Here is a 25,361-nt window from a genome sequence, read left to right as displayed (position 1 = left end):
TCAACTTCATTTTTCACACCACGACCATGCGCCCAGCCACATCGTTCCAGCCAGCCCCGCTGCGCCCCGTTTTTGCCGCCACGCCGGTGGCCATTGCCGCCGCCGTGATGTTCGCGCTGGCAGCGCCTGCCGTACTGGCCCAGCAGGCTGCGCCAGCCGCCGCCGCGGAAGGCAAGGCGCTGTCCACCGTCACGGTGAACGCCAGTGCCGACGCATCGGCGCAAGGCCTGTCGCCGGCCTACGCTGGCGGCCAGGTGGCCCGCGGCGGCCGTGCCGGCGTGCTGGGCACCAAGGACGCGATGGACACACCGTTCTCCATCACCAGCTACACCAACGAGTTCATCCAGGACCGCCACGCCCGCAGCGTGGGCGACGTGCTGCAGAACGATCCCACGGTGCGCGTGGCGCGCGGCTTCGGCAATTTTCAAGAGGCGTACTTCATCCGCGGCTTCATCCTGGACTCGGACGACACGGCCTACAACGGCCTGTACAGCCTGCTGCCGCGCCAGTACATCGCCACCGAGCTGTTCGAGCGCGTGGAAGTGCTGCGCGGCGCATCGGCCTTCTTGAGCGGTGCCAGCCCCAACGGCGGCGGCATCGGCGGCTCGATCAACCTGCTGCCCAAGCGCGCGCCCAACGAGCCGTTGAACCGCGTCACATTCGGCGTCTCCAGCGGCGGGCAGACGCAGCTGGCGGCCGACATCGCGCGCCGCTTCGGTCCCGACGGCAACACCGGCATCCGCGTGAATGCGGCCACCCACAACGGCGGCACGGCCGTGGACCATGAAGACGTCAAGCTCGGCCTGGCAGCCGTGGGACTGGACTGGCGCAGTCGCGACGTGCGCCTTTCGGGCGACATCGGCTGGCAGGACCACAAGCTCAAGAGCACCCGCACCAACGTGACGCTGGGCGCCACGGCCACGCAGATGCCCACGGCACCCGACGGCGGCACCAACTTCGCCCAGCCCTGGACGTATTCGAACGAGCGCGACACCTTCGGCACGCTGCGCGGCGAGTGGGACATCACGCAGGACATCACCGGCTGGGCCGCGGCCGGCGCACGCCGCAGCTCCGAGGCCAACTCCCTGGCCAACCTGACGGTGAGCGACAGCAGCACCGGCGCGGGCTCTACCTACCGCTTCGACAACACCCGCAAGGACAGCGTCAACACCGGCGAGCTGGGCCTGCGCGGCAAGCTGCAGACCGGCAGCGTGGGCCACGAGTGGGTGGTGGTGGCATCGCACTTCAGCGCGGACAAGAAGAACGCTTACGCGATGGACTTTGCCAACACGCAGTCCACCAACCTCTACAACCCCGTGTACAGCCCGCTGCCAGGCTTCAGCGCAGGCGCATTCCGTGGCGGCGACCTGGCCGACCCGCGTCTGACCGGCAGCACGCGCCTGACCAGCTTCGCCATCGGCGACACCATCTCGCTGTTGGACAAGCGCCTGCTGCTCACCGGCGGCTTGCGCCACCAGAAGCTGGAGATCGCCAACTACGCCTATGGCACGGCCGCCGAGACCGACCGCTACGACCAGAACCGCACCAGCCCGCTGCTGGCGGCCGTCTACAAGCTGGACAAGAGCCTGTCGCTGTACGGCAACTACGTGGAAGGCCTGAGCCAGGGCGCGACCGCGCCCTCCACTGCCGCCAACCGCGGCGAGATGCTGTCGCCCTACGTCGCCAAGCAAAAGGAAGTGGGCGTGAAGTTCGACGGCGGCCGCTTTGGCGGCAGCGTGGCGCTGTTCTCCACCACCAAGCCGCGTGCCTATGTGGGCAGCGACAACATCTTCCGCAGCAACGGCAAGGACCGCCACCAAGGCATCGAGCTGGCCGTGCAGGGCGAGGCGACCAAGGGCCTGCGCCTGCTGGGCGGCCTGACCTGGCTCGAAGCCAAGCAGCTGAACACGGGCACCGCCAGCACCGACGGCCGCCGCGTGATCGGCGTGCCCAAGCTGCAGGCCAACATCGGCGCCGAGTGGGATGTGCCGGGCGTGAACGGCCTGGCGCTGGACGGCCGCCTGGTGCACACCGGCTCGGTGTATGCCAACGCCACCAACACCATCAGCGTGCCCGGCTGGAACCGCCTGGACGTGGGCGTGCGCTACCTGACCGAGGTGCAAGGCCGCCTCGTGACGCTGCGCGCCCGCGTGGACAACCTCACCAACCGCAACTACTGGGCATCGTCGGGCGGCTACCCCGGCGCGGGCTACCTGGTGGTGGGTGCGCCGCGCACGCTGTCGGTCAGCGTGGGCGTGGACTTCTGACGCCACCGGCTCTCCCCACTCTGCACCACAGCCTCTTGCCCCAGCGGCGCGTTCATCCGGACGCTGCACCCTGCACACCGCCGCACAGCCACCCAGCGCCTGACCACCGGGCGTAGGCAGCCACTCCCTTTCGCACCGCGTTTCGCCCCCTCGTCCAGGGGCGCGCAGCGCTGCGCGCTCGCCGATTTTTGTTGAAACCACCGAAAGGAAACTGCCATGTCCTCGTCCCTACGCCCCAAGGCCCCCGTGCTTGCCGCCCTGCTCGCCTGTGCATCCCTCACCGCCGTCACCGCCGCCCACGCCCACCAGGTGTGGCTGGAAAACGCGGGCGGCCAGGCCCGCCTGCATTTTGGCGAGTTCAACGAGAACCTGCGCGAGACCTCGCCAGGCTCGCTGGACAAATTCAAGGGCGTGCCCGCACTCGAGCAGCGCACCGGCACGGCCGCGCAGCGCGTGGACGGCCAGCTGGGCAAGGACGGCTTCAACTACACCGTGGCCGGCACGCCCGACACGCTGTTCGCCGCCGCCACCTACCCGCTGATCGACCGCAGCAAGCGCAACCTGCCCGCGATGTACTGGCAGCCCTCGGCCCGCTGGGTGGCGGGCCTGACGCAAGCCGTGGCGCCCACCGCGCCGCTGGACCTGGTGCCCACCGGCAAGCCTGGCGAGTTCAAGGTGGTCTACAAGGGCGCGCCACTGCCCAAGGCCAAGGTGCAGCTGGCAGCGCCCTCGGGCTGGACGCGCGAGGCCGAGGCGGCTGAAGACGGTACCGTGACCTTCGTCACGCCCTGGAAGGGCCAGTACGTGGCCGAGGTCAAGCACAGCGACAAGACCCCCGGCGAAGCCCAGGGCGAGAAATACGGCGAAGCCAGCTACGTGACCACGCTGACCTTCGTGCTGGCCGACGGCATGGCGTCGCCCGCCCTGCCCGCCCCACCCAAGGCCCACTGAGAGCGGCTCACAAAACGCTTCTGGCGTTGTTGCCACGTCTTGTCGTACTGCTCGTACTGCGCGTACTGCTTGCGACGTGGCGCCTGGCCAGAACCGTTTCGCTGAGTTTTGTGATCCGCTCTGAGCCTTAGCGACCGCCGCGGCGCAGCCCGCAAGGCGCCACCGCGACTGGACCCACGCTCTGCGCAGTCCCTGCAGCGCGGGCCGACGCACCACCGGCAACAGCCAGTCGCTCACGCCAGCGGTGTCGTGCAGGGTGCGGCTTCTGCATCCAGCGTCTGGTGGGGTGCTTGCCGCAAATCCACCGTTCGCCCTGAGCCTGTCGAAGGGCCCTTCGCAGAAAGCGCCTTGGCTTCGACAGGCTCGGCCCGAACGGACCAGAGCGTGGATGAGGCATGCAGCCAACCCAATCCAATCCGACCCAATCCAATTGCCGCCTACCGCTTGATGGACAAGCGCCAGCAGCTATTAAAACCATAGCATCATGATCCAACCGAACTTTTTGCGCACCGCCGTGGCCCACGCCGCCCTGCTGGCCGTGTGCAGTACAGCCCTGGCACAAACCAGCGCGGCGCCAGACCCTGCCGACCCGCCCGCCGCGGCGCCATCGTTGCGCCAGGTGGATGTGGTCGATTCGACCGCCGGCGCGGCAGCGACACCCGCACGGCGCGCGCAGAGCAGCTCGCGCCTGGGCCTGTCGGTGTTGGAGACGCCCCGCTCGGTCAGCGTGATCGACAACGCGCTGCTGGAGCAGCAGATGGCCACGACCGAGCGCGACGTGCTGCGCAACGCTTCGGGCGTGTCGATGCGCAGCGAGTACTACGGCTCGTACTCGCAGTTCTCCATCCGCGGGCTGTGGGCCAACAACACCTTCAACTTCCTGCGCGACGGCGCCAAGTTCGTCCACCTGCTGGACCCGCCACTGTTCAACATCGAGCGGGTCGAGGTCATCAAGGGCCCCGCCGCGCTGGAGTTCGGCCAGGTCGCGCCCGGCGGCCTCGTCAACTACGTGAGCAAGCGGCCCCAGGCCGAGGCGCTGCGCAACGTGAAGGTCGGCGTGGGCAGCGACGGCTGGCGCAACGCGGAGTTCGACCTCACCGGCCCGCTCAACGCCGACGGCACGCTGCGCTACCGGCTCGATGGCGGCGCCAGCCGGGGAGGCAGCTTCGTGGACGGCAACACCCCGCGCAAGCAAGGCATTGCGGGCAGCCTGGAATGGCAGATCACGCCCGACACCTTATGGCGTGCGCAGGCGGAGACCCAGAGCATCGACGGTACTTCCACCTCCGGCTTGGCAGTGCCAGACCCCAAGAATCCGCGCAGCGCCGACGTGCTGCCAGTGGGCGCGTTCTACGGCGAGCCATGGTTGAAGACCGACGGCCATCTGCGCTTTTACTCCACCGAGCTGCAGCACCGTTTGACGGACCAGCTGGAAGCGCGGGTACACCTGTCGCGCAACGAGACCTTTCGCAACGTGAACATCGTGTCGCCCATGGGACCGGTGACCAACGGCCGCGTGGCGCGCACCTACTGGATGGCGCCGGGACAAAAATACACGTCGGACACGGCACTGGCCGAGCTGCGCGCGCAGCTGCAAACCGGCGCGGTCAAACACACGATGCTGGCGGGTCTGGACTGGCGCGCCATTGCGGGCTTCTACGGCGCGCGCACCACAGGCAACCTGGGCGCCATCGACCTGTACAACCCCGTTGCAGGCCTGGTGCCACCCGTGGCCTCCACCGGCGTGGGCAAGCTCTCATCGGACGCCCGCAACACCGGTGTGTTCGTGCAGGACCGCATGGTGCTGGGCGACTTCGGCCTGCTGCTGGGCCTGCGCCATGACAAGTTCAAGGACGCCTACACCGCGCCGGTCACCGACCTGAGCCAGACCCAGCCCAGCGCCGCGCTGAGCTGGGAAGTGCGCCCGGGCAGCATGGTGTACACCAGCTACGCACGCTCGTTCCAGGCCAACTCGGGCACGCTGATCTGGGGCGACCGCGCCGCGCCGCCCTCCGAAGGCAAGCAGCTGGAAGTGGGCTGGAAGCAGGAGTGGCTGGACAAGCGCCTGATGACCACGGTGTCGGCCTTTGACCTGGAGCTGACCAACGCGCCCGCCACCGACCCGCTGCACCCCGGCTACTCGGTGCTGACCGCGCGCCAGCGCATCAAGGGCGTGGAGCTGGAGCTGCAAGGCCGCATCACCCCCGGCTGGACGGTGACGGCCCAGGCCAGCTTTCAGAACCCCAAGGTGCTGGCCGACACCACCGCCGGGGCCAACGTGGGCAACCGCGTCGCACTGGCCACGCGCCGCAACGCATCGCTGTGGACGCAGTACCGCCTGCCGCAACTGCCCGGCCTGTGGGTCGGCGGCGGCCTGGTGCACCAGGGCGACAAGTTCATCGCCAACGACAACAAGTGGCGCTTGCCGGGCTTCACCACGGTCGACCTGGCCGTGGGCTACCAGTTCGCAGGCGGCGTGCGGCTGCAGGCCAACCTGAAGAACGCGGGCAACCGCCGCTACTACCTGGACGGCACGGCCACGGCGGCCGGCTTTGGCACCGTGGTGCCCGGCCAGCCGCGCACGGTGCAGGTGTCGCTGGATTACACGTTCTGACGGCAAGCGATTCCCCCACCCCACCCGACCCACCACCCGCCCGCAGGCCAGCGCTGGCCCACGCAAGCCTGGCGCCTCGGGCCGGACAAGTTTTCAACCATCGGAGAAACAGCACCATGAGATCTGGCACCACCGCCTGCCGCACCGCCATCGCGCAGGCCGCATTGCTCGCCCTGTGCGGCGCCGCCCACGCCCAGCAGGCCGCCACCGAAGGCACGGCCGCGCCCACGGCCGACAAGGCCCTGGCCCCCGTCACCGTGAGTGCGGGCAGCGAACAGGAAAGCCCCACCGCCCCGGTCACCGGATTCGTCGCCAAACGGGCGCTGAGCGCCACCAAGACCGACACGCCCCTCATCGAAACCCCGCAGGCCATCAGCGTGATCACCCGCGACCAGATCGAGGCGCAGGGCGTGCAGACGCTGCGCCAGGTCACGGCGTACACGGCCGGGGCGGTGTCGAACTACTTCGACAGCCGCGTGGACAGCTTCGCCGCACGCGGCGGCACCGTGTCGCAGTACCAGGACGGCCTGCTGCGCACCTACGGCACCTACAACACCAGCCGGCCCGACCCCTACACGCTGGAGCGGGTGGAGTTTCTGCGCGGGCCGACCTCGGTGCTGTACGGCCAGGGCAGCGTGGGTGGCGTGCTTAACCTCACCAGCAAACGCCCGCAGGCCGAAACGCAGCGCGAGGTGCAGCTGCAGCTGGGCAACAACGCCCGCAAGCAGATCGCGGCCGACCTGACCGGTGCGCTCGACCAGGACGGCCAGTGGCTCTACCGCCTGGTGGCCGTGGGCCGCGACAGCGGCAGCCAGATCGACCATGTGGATGACGACCGCCTGGTGTTTGCGCCCTCGCTCACCTGGAAGCCCAGCGCCGACACCTCGCTCACGCTGCAGGCGCTGCACCAGAAGGACCAGAGCGGCTCGATCATCGGCTTCTTCCCGTGGCAAGGCACGCAGCTGGCCAGCCGCTACGGCCAGATCCCGCGCAACACCTTCATCGGCGAGCCGGGCTGGGACGCGTACGACACCACCAACAACTCCTGGGGCTACCTGTTCAGCCACCGCGTGAACGCCGACTGGACAGTGCGCCAGAACCTGCGCCGCACCGTGAGCGAAGTGGACTACCGCACCATCTACACCAGCTTCACCGCCAACGCCGCCACAGGCCGCCCCGCGCGCCCCGTGTTCAACAGCGACGCCCGCACCGTCGTGCGCGACGCGGTGTGGAACATCAACACCGGCCGCATGCTGCTGATCGACACGCAGCTCGAAGGCAAGCTCAAGACCGGCAGCGCGGACCACACCCTGCTCGCGGGCCTGGACGTGCAGCGCAACCACACCGGCCAGCAGGCCTGGCGTGCGGTGGCACCGGCCATCGACGTCTACAACCCGGTGTACGGCAACTTCACGCCGCCCACCACAGCGCAGCTGGTACGGCAACCGAACGTGGTGCAAAAGCAGCTGGGCTTTTATCTGCAGGACCAGATCAAGTGGGACCGCTGGACTGCCACGCTGGGCCTTCGCCACGACAGCGCCCAGACCGACACCGTGGGCCGCCCCGCGGCCGCGGTGGACGACAAAGCCTGGACCAAGCGTGCAGGATTCACCTACCAGATGGACGGCGGCTGGGCCCCGTACGCGGGCTATTCCGAGTCCTTCCAGCCTTTGGGCGGCGTGGACGCGTATGGCACGGCCTTCAAGCCCCAGCGCGGCGAACAGTGGGAGGCCGGCGTGAAGTGGCAACCCGCCGGCCAGGGCATCAGCGCCTTCGCGGCGGTCTATCAGTTGCGCGAGAAGAACCGCAAGACCAACGACCCCGGCAACCCGCTCAACAGCCTGCAGATCGGCGAAGTCAAGGTCCGGGGGTTCGAAGCCGAAGTGCAGGCCAGCCTGGCCCGCCAGTGGGACTTCACCCTGGGCTACGCGTTCACTGACGCGAAGATCAGCCGCAGCAACGCCGGCGACCAGGGCACGCCCGTGGCCAGCGTGCCCAAGCACACAGCATCGGCCTGGCTGAGCCACCGTTTCGCCAGCGAAGGCCGCGGCGGCTGGACGGTAGGCGCCGGCGTGCGCTACACCGGCTCCCAGTGGAGCGGCACCAGCGCCATCAGCACCCCGGCCGCCACCCTGGCCGATGCGATGGTGGCGTACGACGCGGGCGACTGGCGCGTGGCCTTCAACGTGGTGAACCTGGCGGACAAGGTGCACATCACGCAGTGCCTGGCGCGCGGGGATTGCTTCTATGGGCAGGCGCGGACGTATACGTTGACGTCGACGTACCGGTTCTGACGGCGGCATGCGTGTTGGCGGCGCTGTCGTTGACGCTACGCCTGCATGCCTGGCACTCACGGACTGCACGCAAGTGCTGCAGGCGTTTGATCGAACCGCAGCAAAAGCCAGCGCTGCCGCTTGACGTTCGGTCTTTGTAAGCTATCGAAAAAATAGCAAAAGCCAACGGCCCCTGCCGCATTGCGGACAGGGGCCGTCTTCATGGGCGCACGGTGCAAAGGCGCACCCGGTGTGAAGTCAGCGGCGCACCCAACCACGCCCGTGGCCGGCTCGCCGGGTGCGCCAGGCATTCAGCCCTGCAGCAGCCGCGACCAGCAGGGACAACAGCAGAACGCCCCACTGCGACAGCGTGGGAATGCCGATGGCGCCAGCACCCCCGCCAACGGCCAGCGCCAGTGCCACACCGCCTGGGTCGGAGATGGTGCCGTTGAGCGACAGGTCATCATCACCCGAGCCGCCATCGGTGAGCACCAAGGTCACGGTGTTGCCGGTGATGGTCGCACCAGGGAAGGCGTACCAATGGGGCGCGTTCTGGCTTGGCGTGGGGCCGTACTTCATGTACACGGCGCCCGGCGGAAACGGTTGCGGGTAGGTCAGCGTGACCGTCACCGCCGCCCCGTTCGGGCAACCGCCCACCACCACATCGAACAAGCCCTGGCTGAAGGTATAGCCCGAAATGCTACCGGCCGGAGGCGAGGCCGCCGCTCCCGTCAAAGGAATGAAATCCGCACGGTCGAAACCGCAGCCCGCAGGCCCTGCCAGGCTGGCGTTGACGGCGCCGCCGCCGCCGGGGACGGTACCCGCGGCCGTGGTGGGGCGCAAACGCGTCACGGTGACGGTGTAGGTCCGGGTGGTGCTGTTCTGCGCGGTGACGACGACGGTGATGGTGTTGGCGCCCACGTTCATGGCGATGGCGCCCGATGCGGTGCCGCTGGCCACGGACACGCCGTTGACCGTGACGGTGGCGCTCGGATCATTCACCGTCGGCGTCACGGTGACGCTGGCGGTTGCGGCTGCAATCGACATCGTGTAGCCCGTGGTGCCCGGAGCAAACGCTGGAGCGATGCTGCCGCCCGACACGACGAGGGCCGACAGGTTGGCATCACCCGAGCCCGCGCGGGTCACCGTCACCGTGTAGGTCTTCACCGTGGTGCCGTCCTGCGCCGTGACTACCGTGGTGATGGTGTTGCTGCCCACGTTCAGCGCAATGGCGCTCGACGCATTGCCGCTGGTGGTGGCCACACCGTTCACCATGATGCTGGCGGTAGCGTCGGCCACGGTCGGGGTGACGGTGAGCGACGTGGTTGCGTTGCCGACGCTGGCCGTGTAGCTGGTGGTGCCGGCCGCGAAGGCGGGCGACAGGGTGCCGCTCGACAGGGACAGGGCCGACAGGTCGGCATTGCTGGACGGCGCTGCGCGGGTGACAGTGACGGTATAGGTTTTGGTCGCGCTATTCTGTGCTGTCACCACCACGGAGACCGTGTTGCTGCCCGTGTTCATCGCTACCGCGCCAGAGGCAGCGCCGCTGGTGACAGCCACACCATTGACCGTGATGCTGGCGTTTCCGTCGGCCGCCGCAGGGGTGACCGTGATGCTACCGACGCCGGCACCGATGGCCGCCGTATAACTGGTGGTGGCCGGGTTGAAAGGCGGGCTCAAACTACCGCTGGACAGGCTCAACGCAGACAGATTGTTGTTGGACGACGCGGCACGGGTCATGGTCACGGTGTAGGCCTTGGTGGTCGCACCGTCCGCCGCCGTCACGACGGTGGTGATGGTGTTGGAACCCACTGCCAGTGCAATAGCGCCTGATGCATTGCCGCTGGTGGTGGCCACGCCGTTCACGGTGACACTGGCGCCACCGTCAGCGACCGTGGGGGTGACGGTGATCGACGTGGTGGCGTTGCTGACGCTGACCGTGTAGCTGGTAGTGGCCGCCGCAAAAACGGGCGCCAGGGTGCCGCTGGACAGCGACAGTGCAGACAAGTTGGCGTTGGCCGACGCGGCCCGCGTCACGGTGATGGTGTAGCTGAGCGGCGTGCCGTTCTGCGCAGTTACCGTGGCCGTGATGGTGTTGGACCCCACCGCCAGCGCAATGGCGCCCGATGCGTTGCCGCTGGTGACGGCCACGCCATTCACCGTGACACTGGCATTGGCGTCAGCTACCGTGGGCGTGGCGGTGATCGACGTCGTGGCATTGCTGACGCTGGCCGTGTAGCTGGTGGTGCCAGCTGCGAACACGGGGGCCAGGGTGCCGCTGGACAGGCTCAGCGCGCTGAGCTGTGCGTTACCCGACGCAGCAGCGCGGGTGACCGTGATGGTGTATGCCCTCGTCGTGGAGCCGTCTTCGGCGGTCACGACGGTGGAAATGGTGTTGTTGCCCACCGCCAGCGCAATGGACCCCGACGCATTGCCGCTGGTGGTGCTAACGCCATTGACGGTGACAGTCGCTGTGCCGTCAGCCACGGTGGGCGTCACGGTGAGCGATACCGTGCTGAACGGTACGCCGGCGGTGTAGGACGTGGTGCCCGGAGCGAACGCAGGGCTCTGTGTGCCGGTCGACAGCGCCAGGCTGGAGAGGTTGGCATTGCTCGATAGCGGAGCAGCGCGCGTGATGGTGATGGTGTAGGACTTCGTGGTGGTCCCATCGGTTGCCGTGGCGATGGTGGTGATGGTGTTACTGCCCACATTCAGGCCGATGCTGCCCGAGGCGGCACCGCTGGTGACGGGCACACCATTCACGGTCACGGTGGTGCCCGGGATATCGACGGTGGGCGTGATGGTGGTGCTGGTCGTCGCGTTGGACACCGCGATGGTGTAAGACGTGGTACCTGCCGCGAACGCAGGCACGAGAGCCCCTGCCGTGGCAGAGAGCACGCTCAGGTCTGCATTGCTCGTCGGGTCGATGAACACGAAACTGTTGAAGCCTTCTTGCCATAGCTTCGCACCCACCGTGCCAGCAGCAATTCCGCCATTGCTGGTGATGCGGATTTCATCGACATTCTTGAACTGCACCGGCAATGTGACAAGTACCTGGTTGAAGCTGCCGCCGGTCGAAAAAGTAAATGGCACGCCGACCGTCACGTTGTTGCGGTACGCGGTGGCGGTATAGGTGGCGGCGAGCGCTTGCGCATCTTGAATACGGAAACTCGAGAAGCCGAACATCCGGGTGGCCTGGCTTTTGATGATCAGTGCGCCTACCGGATCGAACTGAGAAGTCCCTGTATTGAAGTACGTCAGCATGGAGCCTGTGCCGCCAGCCAGATCGATGTTGATGACCCGGCCGACGGGCGTATTGCCGGTATTGGCAAAGTAGAACTCATAGACGATGCCGGGGATATTGGTCGTACCGGTGTTTGCCTGCCCATCCAGCATTTTTTGAGTGGGAAAGGAGTCGTCTGGGTGGGCGAATGGAATCGCCACCGTTCCAGCGACAGTGGCCAGGACCTGGTGGTAAGCAGGAAAGGCCAGCGGAGCACTGCGCAGCGCTCCGGTGCGACTCTCCAGCACCCAGTCGCCGCCCAGTTCGCGCGCCCCGGTAAGGTTGGTCGAAGCGGCCACATGGGCTCCTGTCGTCTCGCCCAGCAGAGTGATGAACCGCTGCCCCTCACTGCCCTGCGCCACTTCGCAGCCGTACAGAAGCAAGTCAGCATCAGGTCGCAGCGATGCGCGAATACGCGCCAGATCGGCACTGCGCTCCATCAACGTGTTCCCATCCAACGTCAGTGAGCCCAGGTCCAGCGCACCGCGGGCACCGTGTGAAATGAGATGCACCGCACCCACCTGCTGGCGACCCTGCAGCGCATCGGCCATCTGGCGCAAACCGTCGCCCCGAGCATCCAGCACGACGACTTCCAGCAAGGAACTCGCGCTGGCCTCCAGTTGCTGGTAGTCCGGCACATTGTTTGCGATGAACAAGATGCCGGAGGATTCAACGCCTGGCGCCTTGCGCGCCGCAGCGTTTGCGGATGTGGCGCCAGCAAGCAGCACTCCCAACAACGCCATGAAACACATTGCCCGCCAATAAGCGAAATTCCGGGTGATTTTTGTCATGGAGTGTGCGTTGCAACAATCAGTAAGTGCACGCAGTACATCACGGTATTCCAGAAACACCCACCATTTAATTTTGCAACAGCGACGGCAGTTTCTACGGCGCAACGCCGCAGGCGACCGATCGCAGCATTCCGTTGCAAGTCACGGCCTTACCTGTTTTGGACTTGCATACCCACCGCACCGACTTGCCAGTGCGGATGCCATCCCTGAGCGAAAGGCGGTTGGCCGGTTTTTTTTGATCGCTCGCCGTCCACGTTGACGCACGCCACAGCCACTGTCCACACCACCTCCTACCCGATGCGCCTGTCAGCAAAAAACCGCTCTGTGGCCGCCACAGTATTTTGTGCGCTGCTGCCCATGTCCGCCTTTGCCGCAGATTGTGTCAACGGCGTTAACACGGCCAACTGCACAGTGCCGGCAGGAGCCGTGTCAGTGCTTATCGAGGCCTGGGGGTCGGGGGGTGGCGGAGGGGGCGCAGCCAACGGGAGCGGAATGTTCGACGGGGGCGGTGGTGGCGGTGGGGGCTCCTACTGCGCGGCAAGCTTCGCTATGGCGGGTGGCACTGCGCTCACGGTGAACGCAGGTGCGGGGGGCGCCGCGGGCCCCTTCCAGACCGTAGGCACCGCGGGCCCCTCCTCCTCAGTCACCGGCGCTGGCATTGCGGGGTTGACTGCCAACGGCGGCTCGGCGGGAGCCCCCACCAGGGTGGCGGGCGCTGGGGGCACCACTGCGGCGTGCACGGCCCCCGGAAACACCTCTTTTGCTGGGGGCAACGGCTCGGACTCGTCCGTCGGCGGCGGTGGTGGCGGCTCCGCCACGCCGGCGGCCAATGGCGGCAATGCGATTGGAGGGACTGGCGGGACAGGCACAGGCGCCGGGGGCGGCGGCGGCGCCATGACCAGCAATGACGGCCTGCCGGGCGTCGCGCCGGGCGGCGGGGGTGGGGGTGGCTATGACCTGGGCAACCGCGCCGGCGGTGCGGGTGGCGCCGGCCAGGTGCGCATGACGTTCACGGTTGCCGCCATGGCGGCGCCAGCCGCCATACCTACGCTGCAGGTCTGGGGCGCGGGTTTGCTCTCCACCCTGCTGGCGCTGGCAGCGTGGGGCACGCTGCGCAAGAAAACCTGACTGCGAAACGGAAAGGACGAAGGGGCTGCAACCCTCCACGGTGGAAAGCGGCAGCCCCTCGATCACAGGATCACTGAATCACAAGTCACACGTTCATGATCGACACCAGGCGCGTGTTCAAGTGCGCTTCGATGGCTTCGGGGCCGCCTTCGGAGCCGTAGCCCGAATCCTTCAAGCCGCCGAATGGCAGCTCTGCGGCAGGGGCTGCAGCCTGGTTGATCCAGAGCATGCCCACTTCCAGGCGCTGGGCCAGCAGGTGCGCATTCTTCAGCGAGGTGGTGAAGGCGTAGCCGGCCAAGCCGAACGGCAGGCGGTTGGCTTCGGCAATCGCGTCCTCGATCTTCTCGAAGCCTCGCACGGCGGCCACGGGGCCGAAGGGCTCTTCGTTGAAGATGCGGGCCGACAGGGGCACGTCGTTGAGCACCGTGGGCTGGAAGAAGTTGCCTTCGGTGCCGATGCGCTCGCCGCCCGTGGCCACCTGCGCGCCCTGCTGCACGGCGTCGGCCAGCAGGTCGGCCATGGCGGTGATGCGGCGGGGGTTGGCCAGCGGGCCCATCTGCGTACCAGCCGTGAGGCCATCGCCCACCTTCAGGCCCTGCGCGTACTTGGCGAAAGCGGCCACGAAGTCGGCGCGGATGCTCTCGTGCACCAGGTAGCGGGTGGGCGAGATGCAGACCTGGCCCGCGTTGCGGAACTTGGAGCCGCTGCTGATCTTGATGGCCAGTTCCAGGTCAGCGTCTTGCGCGACGATGACCGGGGCGTGGCCGCCCAGCTCCATGGTCACGCGCTTCATGTGCTTGCCGGCGAGGGCCGCCAGCTGCTTGCCCACGGGCGTGGAGCCGGTGAACGTGACCTTGCGGATGATGGGGTGCGGGATCAGATAGTTGGAGATTTCAGCCGGGTCGCCGTAGACCAGGCCCACGGTGCCGGCGGGCACACCCGCATCGGCAAACGCGCGGATCAGCTCTGCGGGGCTGGCCGGGGTTTCTTCAGGCGCCTTGACCAGGATGGAGCAGCCTGCGCCCAGCGCGGCGGCCAGCTTGCGCACGACCTGGTTGATGGGGAAGTTCCACGGCGTGAAGGCCGCCACGGGGCCCACGGGGTCCTTGAGCACCATCTGCGTGGCCTTGAGGTTGCGCGAGGGCACGATGCGGCCGTACACGCGCTGGGACTCGTCGGCAAACCATTCGATGATGTCGGCCGACGCCATGGTCTCGACCTTGGCTTCGGCCAAGGGCTTGCCTTGCTCCTGCACCATGATCGCGGCGATCGCATCGGCGCGCTCGCGCATCAGCGCAGCGGCGCGGCGCATGGTCTTGGCGCGCTCGGCGGCAGGGATGTCGCGCCAGGCTTCGAATCCCTTTTGCGCGGCGTCCAGCGCACGGTCCAGGTCGGCCTTGCTGGCGTGGGCCACGCGGCCGATTTCCTTGCCGGTGGCGGGGTTGAAGACGGCGATAGTCTTGCTGTCGACGGCATCCTGCCATTGACCGGCGATGAAGAGTTGGGTGCTGGGGTAGCTCATGCGAAGGCTCCTGGTGACGAAACGGTGGGACGGAACGCGCCGGGCCCACAGGGGCCGTGCCGCGCGCGAAACCAGACACTATAGGCGCCAGCGCGGCACGCCGCAGAAGGAGCGCGGGAACCCCGCCCTGCTGGGCTGGCTATTGGCCAGGCACAGCTGCAGAGACTATTGGGACACCGCGGCCACCCTGGCCTGCGCGTCGTCACCCCAGCCCCCACCCAGCGCGCGGATCAGGCCCACCGTGGCCACGTACTGCGCGGTGCGCACCTGCAGCTCCTGGCGGCGGTTGCGCAGCTCGCTGCGGCGCGCGTCCAGCAGCTCCAGCTGGCTGACCAGGCCGTTGCGATAGCGTGCATCGGACAGCTGCGTGGCGCGGCGCGCAGCCGTCACGGCGCGGGCCTGTGCCTCGGCTTGGCCGGACAGCAGGCGCAGCGAGCTAAGCTGGTCTTCCACGTCGCGGAAGGCGTTGAGCACCTGGCCACGGTGGTCCGCCAGCGCGGCCTCCAGCCGGGCCTTGGCGCCCTGCACCTGCGCATCGCGCTGGCCGCCGTCAAAGATCGGCAGCGACAGCAGCGCGCTCACGCCCCACGCACGGGCCGACCACTTGAACAGGTCACCGAGCTCGGGCGATGCATGTCCCGCATTGCCGGTGAGCGTAACGGCCGGGAACCACGCGGTCTGCGCCACACCCACGCGGGCCTGCGCGGCCAGCACGGCGGACTGCGCGGCCGACACATCGGGGCGCCGTGCGAGCACGGTGCCAGGCACACCGGGCGGGATGACGGGCAAGGCGGCATCGGTGGCCGCCGCGGGCAGCGTGAAGCCGCTGGCCACATCGCCCACCAGCACGGCCAGAGCGTTGGTCAGCAAGGCTTGCTGGCGCTGCAGTGCCAAGGACTCGGACTCGGTGGAAGACACCTCGGTCTGCACGCGGGCCACGTCCAGCTCGGCCACATCGCCGGCCTGCAGGCGGCGCTGCGTGAGGCGCAGGGTGTCCTGGTACGCAGCCAGGCTCTCATTCACCAGGATCTGCTCGGCCTGCACCGAGCGCAGCTGCAGATAGGTCTGCGCCACATCGGCCTGCACCAGGAGGCGCGTGCTTTGCAGCAGGGCGTCGCGGGCGTCGGCATCCAGGCGCGCGGCATCGCTGGTCTGCGACAGGCGGCCGAACAGGTCCAGTTCATACGATGCGTTGAGGCCTGCCGTGCCCAGCGTGGACGGCGATGAGCTGCCCGTGCTGCTGGCACCGGCCTGGCGCGAGACACCGGCCGACGCACCGATCTGCACGGACCGGGCTGCGTCTGCCGAGCGCAGCAGCGAGCGCGCCTCGGCCAGCCGCGCGGCCGCCTGCTGGATGCTGGTGTTGGCCGTGCCTGCGCGCTGCACCAGGTCGGCCAGCACTGGGTCCTGAAAGCCCAGCCACCATTCGCCGCGCGGCTGCGCCTCGGCGGGTGGGGCCACGGTCCACGGGGCGACGGGCAGGGCCGCGCCGCCGGCGCTGAAGCTCTCGGGCACGGCCACGCCGGCATGGGGCGCGGGTGCCACGGGCTGGGTCATGCAACCGGCCAGCACCAGGGCCGCGGCCAGGGGGGCCAGCAGGCTCAGGCGGCGCGAAGGCGCTGGCGCCGTCACCGCGTTGGCAGCCACATCAGCGTTCTTGTTCGACAAAAAATCCATCATGGTCGGTCTCCTGCCCGCCCTGCTGCCAGGGGCAGCGCGGCGCGGGGGGTGGTATTGAAAATGGCCAGGGAGCTCATCATTCGTGCTCCTTGCGGGGCGCGGCCAGCACAGGGTGGGCGGTGCCGCCGCCGTGCGGGTTGTGCGAGATGGGCGCCACATGTGTGCCGTGCTCCACCAGCGGGCGGTTGCCGGCCAGCTTGCGCAGCAGCACGTAGAAGACGGGCGTGAGGAACAGGCCAAAGGCCGTCACACCAATCATCCCGGAGAACACGGCCACGCCCATGGCGCTGCGCATCTCGGCGCCGGCACCGATAGAGAGCACCAGGGGCAGCACACCCATGACGAAGGCCAGCGAGGTCATCAGGATGGGGCGCAGCCGCAGGCGGCTGGCCTCGATGGCAGCCTGCACGGGGGTGCGCCCGGCAAACTCCAGCTCTCGCGCAAACTCCACGATCAGGATGGCGTTCTTGGCCGACAGCCCCACCAGCACGATGAGTCCGATCTGCGTGAACACGTTGTTGTCGCCCTTGCTCAGCCACACCCCGGTCATGGCCGCCAGGATGCCCATGGGCACGATCAGGATGATGGCAATGGGCAGCGTCAGGCTTTCGTACTGCGCGGCCAGCACCAGGAACACCAGCAGGATGGCCAGCGGGAACACCAGCACGGCGGAGTTGCCGGCCAGGATTTCCTGGTAGGTCAGCTCGGTCCACTCGAACGTGATGCCCTGGGGCAGTGTCTCTGCGGCAATGCGCTCGATGGCGGCCTGGGCCTGGCCCGACGAGTAGCCGGGTGCAGGGCCGCCATTGATGTCCGCGGCCAGGTAGCCGTTGTAGCGCATGGCACGCTCGGGGCCGAAGCTCGGCTCCATCTTCATCAGCGCCGACAGGGGCACCATCTCGCCGGTGGCAGAGCGCACCTTGAGCAGGCCCACGTCTTCAGCCCGCGCGCGGTAGGCCGCATCCGCCTGCACACGCACGCTGTAGGTGCGGCCAAACTGGTTGAAGTCGTTGGCGTACAGGCTGCCCAGGTAGATCTGCAGCGTGTCGAAGATGTCCGTCACCGGCACACCCAGCTGACGCGCCTTGGTGCGGTCGATGTTGGCGTACAGCTGCGGCACGTTGACCTGCCAGCTGGTGAACAGGCCGGCCAGCTCGGGCGTCTGGTAGGCCTTGGCCATGAAGGCCTTCACGGCGCTGTCCATGGCCTGAAAGCCCAGCGATGCGCGGTCTTCGATCTGCAGCTTGAAGCCGCCGGTGGTGCCCAGGCCCGCCACGGGTGGCGGCGGGAACATGGCGATGAACGCATCCTGGATACTGCCGAACGACTGGTTCAGCTGCCCTGCCACGGCGCCGCCGCTCTGGTCGGCGCGGGTGCGCTCGGCAAAGGGCTTGAGCGTGGCGAACACGATGCCCGAGTTGGAGCTGTTGGTGAAGCCGTTGATCGACAGGCCGGGGAAGGCAATCGCGTCTTCGACGTTCGGGTTCTCCTTCATGATCTCGCCCATGCGGCGGATCACGTTCTCGGTGCGGTCCAGCGTGGCGCCGTCGGGCAGCTGGGCAAAGCCGATCAGGTACTGCTTGTCCTGTGCGGGCACGAAGCCGCCGGGCACGATCTTGAACAGGCCTACCGTGGCACCCACCAGCGCGAGGTAGATCACGAACATCAGTGCCTTGCGGCCGATGACGCGCTTGACGCCGCCGCTGTAGGCCTCGGAGCCGCGGTGGAACAGGCGGTTGAAGCCGCGGAACAGTCCACCGAACACCTTGTCCATGCCGCGCGTGAGCGCGTCCTTGGGCTCGTTGTGGCCCTTGAGCAAGAGTGCCGACAGCGCGGGCGACAGGGTCAGCGAGTTGATCGCCGAGATCACCGTGGAGATCGCGATCGTCACTGCGAACTGCTTGTAGAACTGCCCCGTGAGCCCGCTGATGAAAGCCAGCGGCACGAACACCGCCACCAGCACCAGGGCGATGGCGATGATGGGGCCGGACACTTCCCGCATGGCGCGGTAGGTGGCCTCGCGCGGGGTCAGGCCCGCCTCGATGTTGCGCTCGACGTTCTCCACCACCACGATGGCGTCGTCCACCACGATGCCGATGGCCAGCACCAGGCCGAACAGGGAGAGCGCGTTGATCGAGAAACCCAGCAGGTGCAGCACCGCGAACGTGCCCACCACCGACACCGGCACAGCCAGCAGCGGGATGATGGACGCGCGCCAGGTCTGCAGGAACAGGATCACCACCAGCACCACGAGGGCGATGGCTTCAAGCAGCGTGTGGATCACGGACTTGATCGATGCACGCACGAACTGCGTGGGGTCGTACGCAATGCGGTACTCCACGCCTTCGGGCATGTTCTTCTGGATCTCGTCCATGGTCTTGCGCACGTTGGACGAGATGTCCAGCGCGTTGGAGCCCGGCGCCTGGAACACGCCCATGCCCACGGCGGGGTCGTTGTTGAGCAGCGAGCGCAGCGAGTAGTCGGCCGCGCCCAGCTCCAGGCGGGCGATGTCGCGCAGGCGCGTCACGGCGCCGTCCGCACCGGTCTTGACGATGATGTCGCCGAACTCTTCCTCGGTCTGCAGACGGCCCTGGGCGTTGATGGACAGTTGCAGGTCCACGCCGGGCAGGCCGGGCGATGCGCCCACCACGCCCGCGGCGGCCTGCACGTTCTGGCCGCGGATGGCGGTGACCACGTCGCTGGCCGACAGGCCGCGCTGCGCGACCTTTTGCGGGTCGAGCCACACACGCATGGAGTAGTCGCCGCCGCCGAAGATCTGCACCTGGCCCACGCCGCCGATGCGGGCGAGGCGGTCCTTCACATTGAGCACCGCGTAGTTGCGCAGGTAGTCGATGTCGTAGCGGTTGTTGGGCGAGACCAGGTGGACCACCATGGTCAGGTCCGGCGCGCTCTTGACGGTGGTGACGCCCAGGCGGCGCACTTCCTCGGGCAGGCGCGGCTCGGCCTGCGACACGCGGTTTTGCACCAGCTGCTGGGCCTTGTCGGGGTCGGTGCCCAGGGCAAAGGTCACGGTCAGCGTCATGACGCCGTCGGTGGTGGCCTGGCTGCCCATGTAGAGCATGCCTTCCACGCCGTTGATGGACTCCTCCAGCGGCGTGGCCACGGTCTCGGCGATCACCTTGGGGTTGGCGCCCGGGTACTGTGCGCGCACCACCACGGAGGGCGGCGCGACTTCAGGGTATTCGGAGATGGGCAGACCGCGCAATGCGATGAGCCCCCCGAGGAAGATGAGCACCGACAGCACCCCGGCGAAGATGGGGCGGTCGATGAAGAAGCGGGATAGATTCATGGATGCAAAAAGCTCGTGTTGGTTCACCCCCTGAGTCGCTGCGCGCCTTCCCCCTCTCCTTCGGGAGGGGGACACCCCCAGCGCGGCGGGGCGGCCCTTGCGCGGGGATGCTGGCGAAGTCATGCCCGTTGCACAGGCTTAGGAGACGCGCAGCGTTAGGGAACTGAAAAGGTGTTCAGACGGCGGGCGACTTGGTGTTGTTCTTGGCTTCCTTGCGATCACCCGCAATCTCGGCCTTGGCGGTCATGGGGACCGACTGGGGCGCCACCACGGCACCGGGGCGCACGCGCTGCAGGCCGTTGACGACGATGTTCTCGCCCGCCTTCAGGCCCGACGTGACCACGCGCAGGCCGTCGATGGGAGCGCCCAGCGTGATTTCGCGGTACTCGGCCTTGTTGCCTTCGCCCACCACCATCACGAACTTCTTGTTCTGGTCGGTGCCTACGGCACGCTCGTTGATCAGCAGGGCCTGGGTGTCGCGCGCCTGGCCCATGCGGATGCGGGCGAACTGGCCAGGGATGAGTGCGCCGTCTTCGTTGTCGAACACGGCACGCACGCGCACCGTGCCGCTCTTGGCGTCCACCTGGTTGTCGATGAGCTGCAGGCGGCCGGTGTGCGGCGTGCTGCCCGCGGTGCCAGTGCCCATCTGCACAGGGATGCGCTCGATGAGTTGGCGCGCGCTGTTGCCGCGCTGGCTGCTTTGCAGGTCGGCCAGCGCCTTCACCACGATCTGCTCGTCGGTATCGAAGCTGGCATAGATGGGGCTCACCGAGACCAGCGTGGTCAGCACCGGGGCGCCTGCACCGGCGGCCACCAGGTTGCCCACGGTGACTTCGATGCGGCCTACGCGGCCTGCTACCGGTGCACGCACCTGGGTGTAGCCGAGGTTGAGCTTGGCGGTCTGCAGCGCGGCCTGGGCGGCGCGCAGGTTGGCGTCGGCCTCGCGCTGGGCGTTCAGGCGCTCGTCGTGCTCACGCTGGGCAATGGCGCGTTCTTCGAGCAGGCGCGTGGCGCGCTCCATTTCGCTGCCGGTGTAGGACACGCGGGCCTGGGCGGCGACCACCTGGGCTTCGGCGCGGTCGACCTCGGCCGCATACGGTGCGGGGTCCACGGTGACGAGCAGGTCACCCTGCTTGACCAGCGAGCCTTCGCGGAAGTGCACGGCCTGCACGGCGCCCGAGACGCGCGGTCGCACGTCCACACGCTGCACGGCCTCGAGGCGGCCGGAAAATTCATCCCACAGCGAGATGTCCTTTTGCACCACGGCAGCGACCGACACCGGCATGGCGGGCGGCGTGGCGCCTTCACCGTTGGCCTGGGCCGTGGGCGCCTGGAAGACGAGGACCAATGCAGCCACGGCAGCGGTGACGGCGGTGGCGATGGTGGCCAGGCCCAGGGGGCGGTTCTTGGAGAGCGGGTTGGTGGTCATGGTCGTTTCAATCGATCGTTGAGGCGGGCGTTGCGGGCGCGCCAGGGAAGTTGTTGTCTGCGCCACGCGGTGCAGACGCGGAAGAGGCAAAGGTCACGGCGGGATGTACGGGCAGTCTCGGCAATGACACGGTGGAAAGGTCAAGGCCCCGGCCGGCACACCCGGGGCGTCGGCCCGCCTGTGTCACAAGACGCTGCGGCGCAGCGTTCTGTGACCGGCGGGGTGGCTGCTGGCAGCCGTTGAAAAGTGCGTTGTGTTGTTCACGTTGTTATTTCCTCCGTATCGTTGACATCAATGGCCCTGCCAGCCGTCATGCCCCTCACGGGCACGGCTTGCAGAAATGCGCGGGCAAAGCGTCTCCCTCCGGCACGGCGTGCCGGAAAAATCAGCGTTGAAAACCAGGGGTTCGGTAAAGAGGCTGCAGTATCGAACCTCAACTTATGTTGAGGTCAACACCTTTTTGCAACCCGGGGTTGTTGTCAGGAAGGCACCGGACATCGGGTGGCTTCGAAGAACAAACGGAACTGCTCTTGCGCTCCCGCAGCGCAGGGGCATTCGTTCGGGCCTGTTTGCGTCTGCAGCAGGGCATCGGGCCACTGTGCAGCCTTGGCAAACACATGGCAAGTGACCTGCAGCCCGGCAGCCTCAAGCCGGGCCGCGTAGGCCACTGCTTCATCGTGCATGGGGTCGGTGTCGCCCACCAGCACCAGCGTGGGCGGCAGCCCCGCCAGGCGGCGCGCCGCACCGGGCACGGCGTACGGATGGTCGGCATCGCGCGGGCAGCTCAGGAAATTGCGCCACCCCTCGGACCACTTGCAGCCGGTGGCGTCGCCCGTGGCTTCGCGCACCGACGCGGTGCCCACGCACGGGTCCAGCATGGGCGACAGCAGGATCTGCCCGGCCAGCGGCGGGTGCGATTGGTCGCGTGCCACCAGGCTCACGGCTGCGGCCAGGTTGCCGCCCGCCTCCTCACCGGCCAAGTACACCAGCGAACCCTGCCCGCCCAGCTTGGTACGGTTGCGGTGCACCCACTTCAAAACGTTGTAGCCTGTATCCACCGGCTGGGGGAATGGCGTGAGGGGGTAGGCCACCGACACCACCACGGCGCCCACGCTCTCCAGCAGCGACGCCACGGTGCAACCATTGTCCAGATCGCCCGAAGTGAATGCGCCGCCGTGAAAATGCACCACCACCGGAGACACCTTGCCCGTCTTCTTGCGGCCATACATGCGCACGGCCACGTCCTGCCCCGCCGCCACCTCAATGGTGGAATCGGTGCACACGGACGCCGCCTTGGACACCTTGGAAGGTGCGGCGTCGGACTGCGATGTGAAAGAGGACGAAGACGGTCTGTCGGGCTGCATGGCATGTACCCAGTGAATTGAGGATGGGATAAATGTAGTGGTTGCCGCCGGCCGGATAAACAGGTCAAACACCACTGCACTGTTTCCAAAAGCTCAACAATCAAACGGCAGCTTGCGTGTGAGAATTCCTCAGCACCCACTGGTGGGTGCTGCAGTTCCGGATTGCAGTTTCAGATTTCAAGGAGAAGCCATGGACCAGATACAGGCCATGCGCATATTCGTGCGGGTGGTGGAGGCCGGCACGTTCACCCGGGCAGCGGATTCGCTTTCGCTGCCCAAGGCCACAGTCACCAAGCACGTTCAGGCGCTGGAGGAGCGCCTGCGCGTGAAACTGCTCAACCGCACCACCCGCCGCGTGACGGTGACGCCCGACGGCGCCGCCTACTACGACCGCACGGTGCGCCTGCTGACCGACCTGGACGACATCGAGGCCAGCATGACCAACGCGCGCGCCAATCCGCGCGGGCGCTTGCGCATCGACGTGGGGACGTCGGTGGCGCAGTTGCTGCTGATCCCGCACCTGGCGGAGTTCCACGAACGCTACCCGGACATCCAGCTCGACCTGGGGGTGAGCGACCGCATCGTGGACCTGATCGGCGACAACGTGGACTGCGTGATCCGCGGCGGCGAGCTGAGCGACCAGTCGCTGGTGGCGCGGCGCATCGGCAACCTCGAATTCATCACCGTGGCATCGCCCGACTACCTGGCGCGCAAGGGCACGCCCGCGCACCCGCTGGAGATCGAGGAAAAGCACACCAGCCTGCTGTACTTCTCGCCGCATTCGGGCCGGCACTACCCGCTGGAGTTTCGCAAGGACGCCGAGTCCATCGACGTCTCCGGCCCGTACCAGCTGAGCGTGAACGAGGCCAACGCGTACGTGACTTCGCTGGTGGCGGGCCTGGGGATCGGGCAGATCACGAGCTTTCAGGCCGAGCGTCACTTGCAAACCGGCACCCTGGTGCAGGTGCTGCCCGAATGGACGCAGCCCCTGCTGCCGGTGTATGTGGTGTACCCGCCCAACCGCCACCTGAGCGCCAAGGTGCGCGCCTTTGTGGACTGGGCCGCCGAGCTGTTCCAGCGCGAGGCGCAGATGCAGCGCAAGAACTAGGCTCCCGTGCCGCACCGCCCTCTGAGGGCGCGACACCGCGAGCATGGCGAAAGGCAGGCCTGCAGCGGCGGCAATTGCCAGCCTGCCCGTTTGCGCGACGCAGGTGCCTGCAGTCGGTATGCTTCGGGGCATGAGCACCCCAGAGACCACGCCATCCACGCCAGCCGCACAAGGCGCACAAGGCGCAATAGCCGCCGCGCCTGACAGTGCACCCAACAGCACACCTGACAGCCCCGCCGAAAACACGCCAGAGAGCGCCCCGGCCAAATCCGCCCAGCCCCGCAACCCCCTGCACGGCGTGAAGCTGGAAACGATGGTGGTGGCCCTGGCGGATTACTTCGGCTGGGATGAGCTGGGTCAGCGCATCCAGATCCGCTGCTTCCAAAGCGACCCCAGCGTGGGGTCCAGCCTCAAGTTCTTGCGCAAGACGCCCTGGGCGCGTGAAAAGGTCGAAAGCCTCTACCTGTTCATGCTGCGGGACCAAAAGCGCAACAACGAGGGCTGAGCCGACAGGGGCGCACGCTCCTGTCGCCCCTCGCCCCTCCCGCCCCGCCTGCCTCCTCTTCCCTACCGCACGCAGATGCATTGAAGGAAACGGCGGCGAGCCGCAGTACAGCGCGGATGGCGGGCCCGCCGCGGCGCCCGTTACGGCTCCCGCGGCTCGCTCATCAATGCGCTTGTCAGTCGCCCGCCGCCACCAGAAAGTCGCGGCTGATTCCCCCGCCCAGGTCGTTAACACGGTCCAGGAACTGCGTGAGAAACGCGTGCAGCCCGGTCGACAGGATCTCGTCGATGCGCCCGTACTGCAGGTCGGCCAGCAGGCGGCCGGCGCGGCGCTGGGTTTCGGCCGACTGCTGGTTGGCCACCACGCTGAGGTTGTCCACCACCTCGCGCATGCAGGCGTGCAATGACCGCGGCATGTCGCGGCGCAGCACCAGCAGGTCGGCCACACGGCCTGGCGTGATCACATCGCGGTAGACCTTGCGGTACACCTCGAACGCCGAGACGCTGCGCAGGATGGAACTCCAGTGGTAGAAGTCGGCCTCCTGGTTGCGCTCGCTCGCGCGGCCGAAGAAGTCGTTCTCCACCGCGTGGAACTTCACGTCCAGCAGCCTCGCGGTGTTGTCGGCGCGCTCCAGAAAGGTGCCCAGCCGCAGGAAGTGAAAGGCCTCGTCCTGCAGCATGGTGCCCAGCGTCACGCCGCGCGACAGGTGCGAGCGGTATTTCACCCACTCGAAGAACTGGCCGGGCTCGCGCTCGAAGGCGCCGCTCTCCAGCACGCGGTGCAGCTCCAGCCAGGTCTGGTTCTGCGTCTCCCACACCTCGGTGGTGAGCGCCCCGCGCACGGCCCGCGCGTTTTCGCGCGCAGCGCGCAGGCACGACAGGATGGACGACGGGTTCTCGCCATCGCGCACCATGAATTCCAGCACGTTGTGGGGCGTGACCTTGCCATGTTTGGCGGTGTAGGCGGGAATCAGCTCGCTGATGGACAGCAGGCCTTCCCAACCCTCCTGCACCACGTCGGCAGACTGGGGCAGGAGCGAGGTCTCGTAGCTCACATTGAGCATCCGGGCGGTGTTCTCCGCCCGCTCGGTGTATCGAGACATCCAGAACAGGTGATCGGCAGTGCGGCTCAGCATC

The 25,361-nt window shown here is 67.5% G+C and carries 14 protein-coding genes; 7 read left to right on the top strand and 7 right to left on the bottom strand.

Annotated features, from left to right (window positions below; all coding sequences use genetic code 11):
• The first annotated feature begins 26 nt into the window (after window positions 1-26).
• The 4 genes from ACSQ3N_RS09200 to ACSQ3N_RS09185 all read left to right on the top strand — a co-directional run bounded on the left by ACSQ3N_RS09200 (window position 27) and on the right by ACSQ3N_RS09185 (window position 8,126).
• Entirely contained in the window at window positions 27-2,267 is a 2,241-nt protein-coding gene (locus tag ACSQ3N_RS09200) for a TonB-dependent receptor (RefSeq protein ID WP_056173770.1), read from the top strand.
• A 216-nt stretch (window positions 2,268-2,483) separates the two neighbouring features.
• The gene (locus ACSQ3N_RS09195) at window positions 2,484-3,218 is read left to right on the top strand and encodes a TonB-dependent receptor (protein ID WP_436128259.1); all 735 of its coding nucleotides are present in this window, start codon (window positions 2,484-2,486) and stop codon (window positions 3,216-3,218) included.
• Window positions 3,219-3,702: 484 nt separating this feature from the next.
• Window positions 3,703-5,832: a TonB-dependent siderophore receptor gene (locus tag ACSQ3N_RS09190; protein ID WP_436146120.1), complete on the top strand. Its 2,130-nt coding sequence runs from the start codon at window positions 3,703-3,705 to the stop codon at window positions 5,830-5,832.
• Window positions 5,833-5,948: 116 nt separating this feature from the next.
• A complete protein-coding gene (locus ACSQ3N_RS09185) occupies window positions 5,949-8,126 on the top strand; it encodes a TonB-dependent siderophore receptor (RefSeq protein ID WP_056173761.1) in 2,178 nt (725 codons plus the stop codon).
• A 237-nt stretch (window positions 8,127-8,363) separates the two neighbouring features.
• Here ACSQ3N_RS09185 and ACSQ3N_RS09180 read toward each other — a convergent pair whose 3' ends face one another.
• Complete coding sequence (locus ACSQ3N_RS09180) at window positions 8,364-12,044, bottom strand: IPTL-CTERM sorting domain-containing protein (protein WP_436146119.1); 3,681 nt, start codon at window positions 12,042-12,044, stop codon at window positions 8,364-8,366.
• 684 nt (window positions 12,045-12,728) lie between these two features.
• Between ACSQ3N_RS09180 and ACSQ3N_RS09175 the strand changes: the two genes are divergently transcribed.
• Window positions 12,729-13,307, top strand: coding sequence for an IPTL-CTERM sorting domain-containing protein (locus tag ACSQ3N_RS09175; protein ID WP_436146118.1), 579 nt, complete (start codon window positions 12,729-12,731; stop codon window positions 13,305-13,307).
• An 85-nt stretch (window positions 13,308-13,392) separates the two neighbouring features.
• Here ACSQ3N_RS09175 and ACSQ3N_RS09170 read toward each other — a convergent pair whose 3' ends face one another.
• From ACSQ3N_RS09170 to ACSQ3N_RS09150, 5 genes are all read right to left on the bottom strand, one after another.
• Window positions 13,393-14,829, bottom strand: a complete 1,437-nt coding sequence (locus ACSQ3N_RS09170; RefSeq protein WP_436146117.1) for an NAD-dependent succinate-semialdehyde dehydrogenase — start codon at window positions 14,827-14,829, stop codon at window positions 13,393-13,395.
• A gap of 165 nt (window positions 14,830-14,994) precedes the next feature.
• Complete coding sequence (locus ACSQ3N_RS09165) at window positions 14,995-16,509, bottom strand: efflux transporter outer membrane subunit (RefSeq protein ID WP_436146116.1); 1,515 nt, start codon at window positions 16,507-16,509, stop codon at window positions 14,995-14,997.
• A gap of 76 nt (window positions 16,510-16,585) precedes the next feature.
• Window positions 16,586-19,819 carry an efflux RND transporter permease subunit gene (locus tag ACSQ3N_RS09160; protein ID WP_436146115.1) on the bottom strand — a complete coding sequence of 1,078 codons (3,234 nt, stop codon included), beginning with the start codon at window positions 19,817-19,819 and terminating at the stop codon, window positions 16,586-16,588.
• Between the two features lie 175 nt (window positions 19,820-19,994).
• Window positions 19,995-21,248: an efflux RND transporter periplasmic adaptor subunit gene (locus tag ACSQ3N_RS09155; protein ID WP_436146114.1), complete on the bottom strand. Its 1,254-nt coding sequence runs from the start codon at window positions 21,246-21,248 to the stop codon at window positions 19,995-19,997.
• Window positions 21,249-21,727: 479 nt separating this feature from the next.
• The gene (locus tag ACSQ3N_RS09150; RefSeq protein ID WP_056173747.1) at window positions 21,728-22,612 is read right to left on the bottom strand and encodes an alpha/beta hydrolase; all 885 of its coding nucleotides are present in this window, start codon (window positions 22,610-22,612) and stop codon (window positions 21,728-21,730) included.
• A 190-nt stretch (window positions 22,613-22,802) separates the two neighbouring features.
• Here ACSQ3N_RS09150 and ACSQ3N_RS09145 point away from each other — a divergent pair, with 190 nt between their 5' ends.
• Together ACSQ3N_RS09145 and ACSQ3N_RS09140 are read left to right on the top strand one after the other, a co-directional pair.
• Entirely contained in the window at window positions 22,803-23,720 is a 918-nt protein-coding gene (locus ACSQ3N_RS09145) for a LysR family transcriptional regulator (RefSeq protein ID WP_436146113.1), read from the top strand.
• A 187-nt stretch (window positions 23,721-23,907) separates the two neighbouring features.
• Window positions 23,908-24,225 carry a VF530 family DNA-binding protein gene (locus tag ACSQ3N_RS09140; RefSeq protein ID WP_436147937.1) on the top strand — a complete coding sequence of 106 codons (318 nt, stop codon included), beginning with the start codon at window positions 23,908-23,910 and terminating at the stop codon, window positions 24,223-24,225.
• A gap of 175 nt (window positions 24,226-24,400) precedes the next feature.
• Here ACSQ3N_RS09140 and ACSQ3N_RS09135 read toward each other — a convergent pair whose 3' ends face one another.
• Complete coding sequence (locus ACSQ3N_RS09135) at window positions 24,401-25,360, bottom strand: alpha-E domain-containing protein (protein WP_056411801.1); 960 nt, start codon at window positions 25,358-25,360, stop codon at window positions 24,401-24,403.
• Between the last annotated feature and the right edge of the window lies 1 nt (window position 25,361).

The sequence above is a fragment of the Acidovorax sp. LjRoot194 genome, assembly GCF_964253015.1.
Taxonomy (GTDB): domain Bacteria; phylum Pseudomonadota; class Gammaproteobacteria; order Burkholderiales; family Burkholderiaceae_C; genus Acidovorax.
This window is presented reverse-complemented; position numbering and strand designations above follow the sequence as displayed.

Excerpts from the sequence above, each read along its gene's own strand:
- ACSQ3N_RS09200 (WP_056173770.1), top strand. The coding sequence starts at position 27 with ATGCGCCCAGCCACATCGTTCCAGCCAGCCCCGCTGCGCCCCGTTTTT.
- ACSQ3N_RS09195 (WP_436128259.1), top strand. The coding sequence starts at position 2,484 with ATGTCCTCGTCCCTACGCCCCAAGGCCCCCGTGCTTGCCGCCCTGCTC.
- ACSQ3N_RS09190 (WP_436146120.1), top strand. The coding sequence starts at position 3,703 with ATGATCCAACCGAACTTTTTGCGCACCGCCGTGGCCCACGCCGCCCTG.
- ACSQ3N_RS09185 (WP_056173761.1), top strand. The coding sequence starts at position 5,949 with ATGAGATCTGGCACCACCGCCTGCCGCACCGCCATCGCGCAGGCCGCA.
- ACSQ3N_RS09175 (WP_436146118.1), top strand. The coding sequence starts at position 12,729 with ATGGCGGGTGGCACTGCGCTCACGGTGAACGCAGGTGCGGGGGGCGCC.
- ACSQ3N_RS09170 (WP_436146117.1), bottom strand. The coding sequence starts at position 14,829 with ATGAGCTACCCCAGCACCCAACTCTTCATCGCCGGTCAATGGCAGGAT.
- ACSQ3N_RS09165 (WP_436146116.1), bottom strand. The coding sequence starts at position 16,509 with ATGATGGATTTTTTGTCGAACAAGAACGCTGATGTGGCTGCCAACGCG.
- ACSQ3N_RS09160 (WP_436146115.1), bottom strand. The coding sequence starts at position 19,819 with ATGAATCTATCCCGCTTCTTCATCGACCGCCCCATCTTCGCCGGGGTG.
- ACSQ3N_RS09155 (WP_436146114.1), bottom strand. The coding sequence starts at position 21,248 with ATGACCACCAACCCGCTCTCCAAGAACCGCCCCCTGGGCCTGGCCACC.
- ACSQ3N_RS09150 (WP_056173747.1), bottom strand. The coding sequence starts at position 22,612 with ATGCAGCCCGACAGACCGTCTTCGTCCTCTTTCACATCGCAGTCCGAC.
- ACSQ3N_RS09145 (WP_436146113.1), top strand. The coding sequence starts at position 22,803 with ATGGACCAGATACAGGCCATGCGCATATTCGTGCGGGTGGTGGAGGCC.
- ACSQ3N_RS09135 (WP_056411801.1), bottom strand. The coding sequence starts at position 25,360 with ATGCTGAGCCGCACTGCCGATCACCTGTTCTGGATGTCTCGATACACC.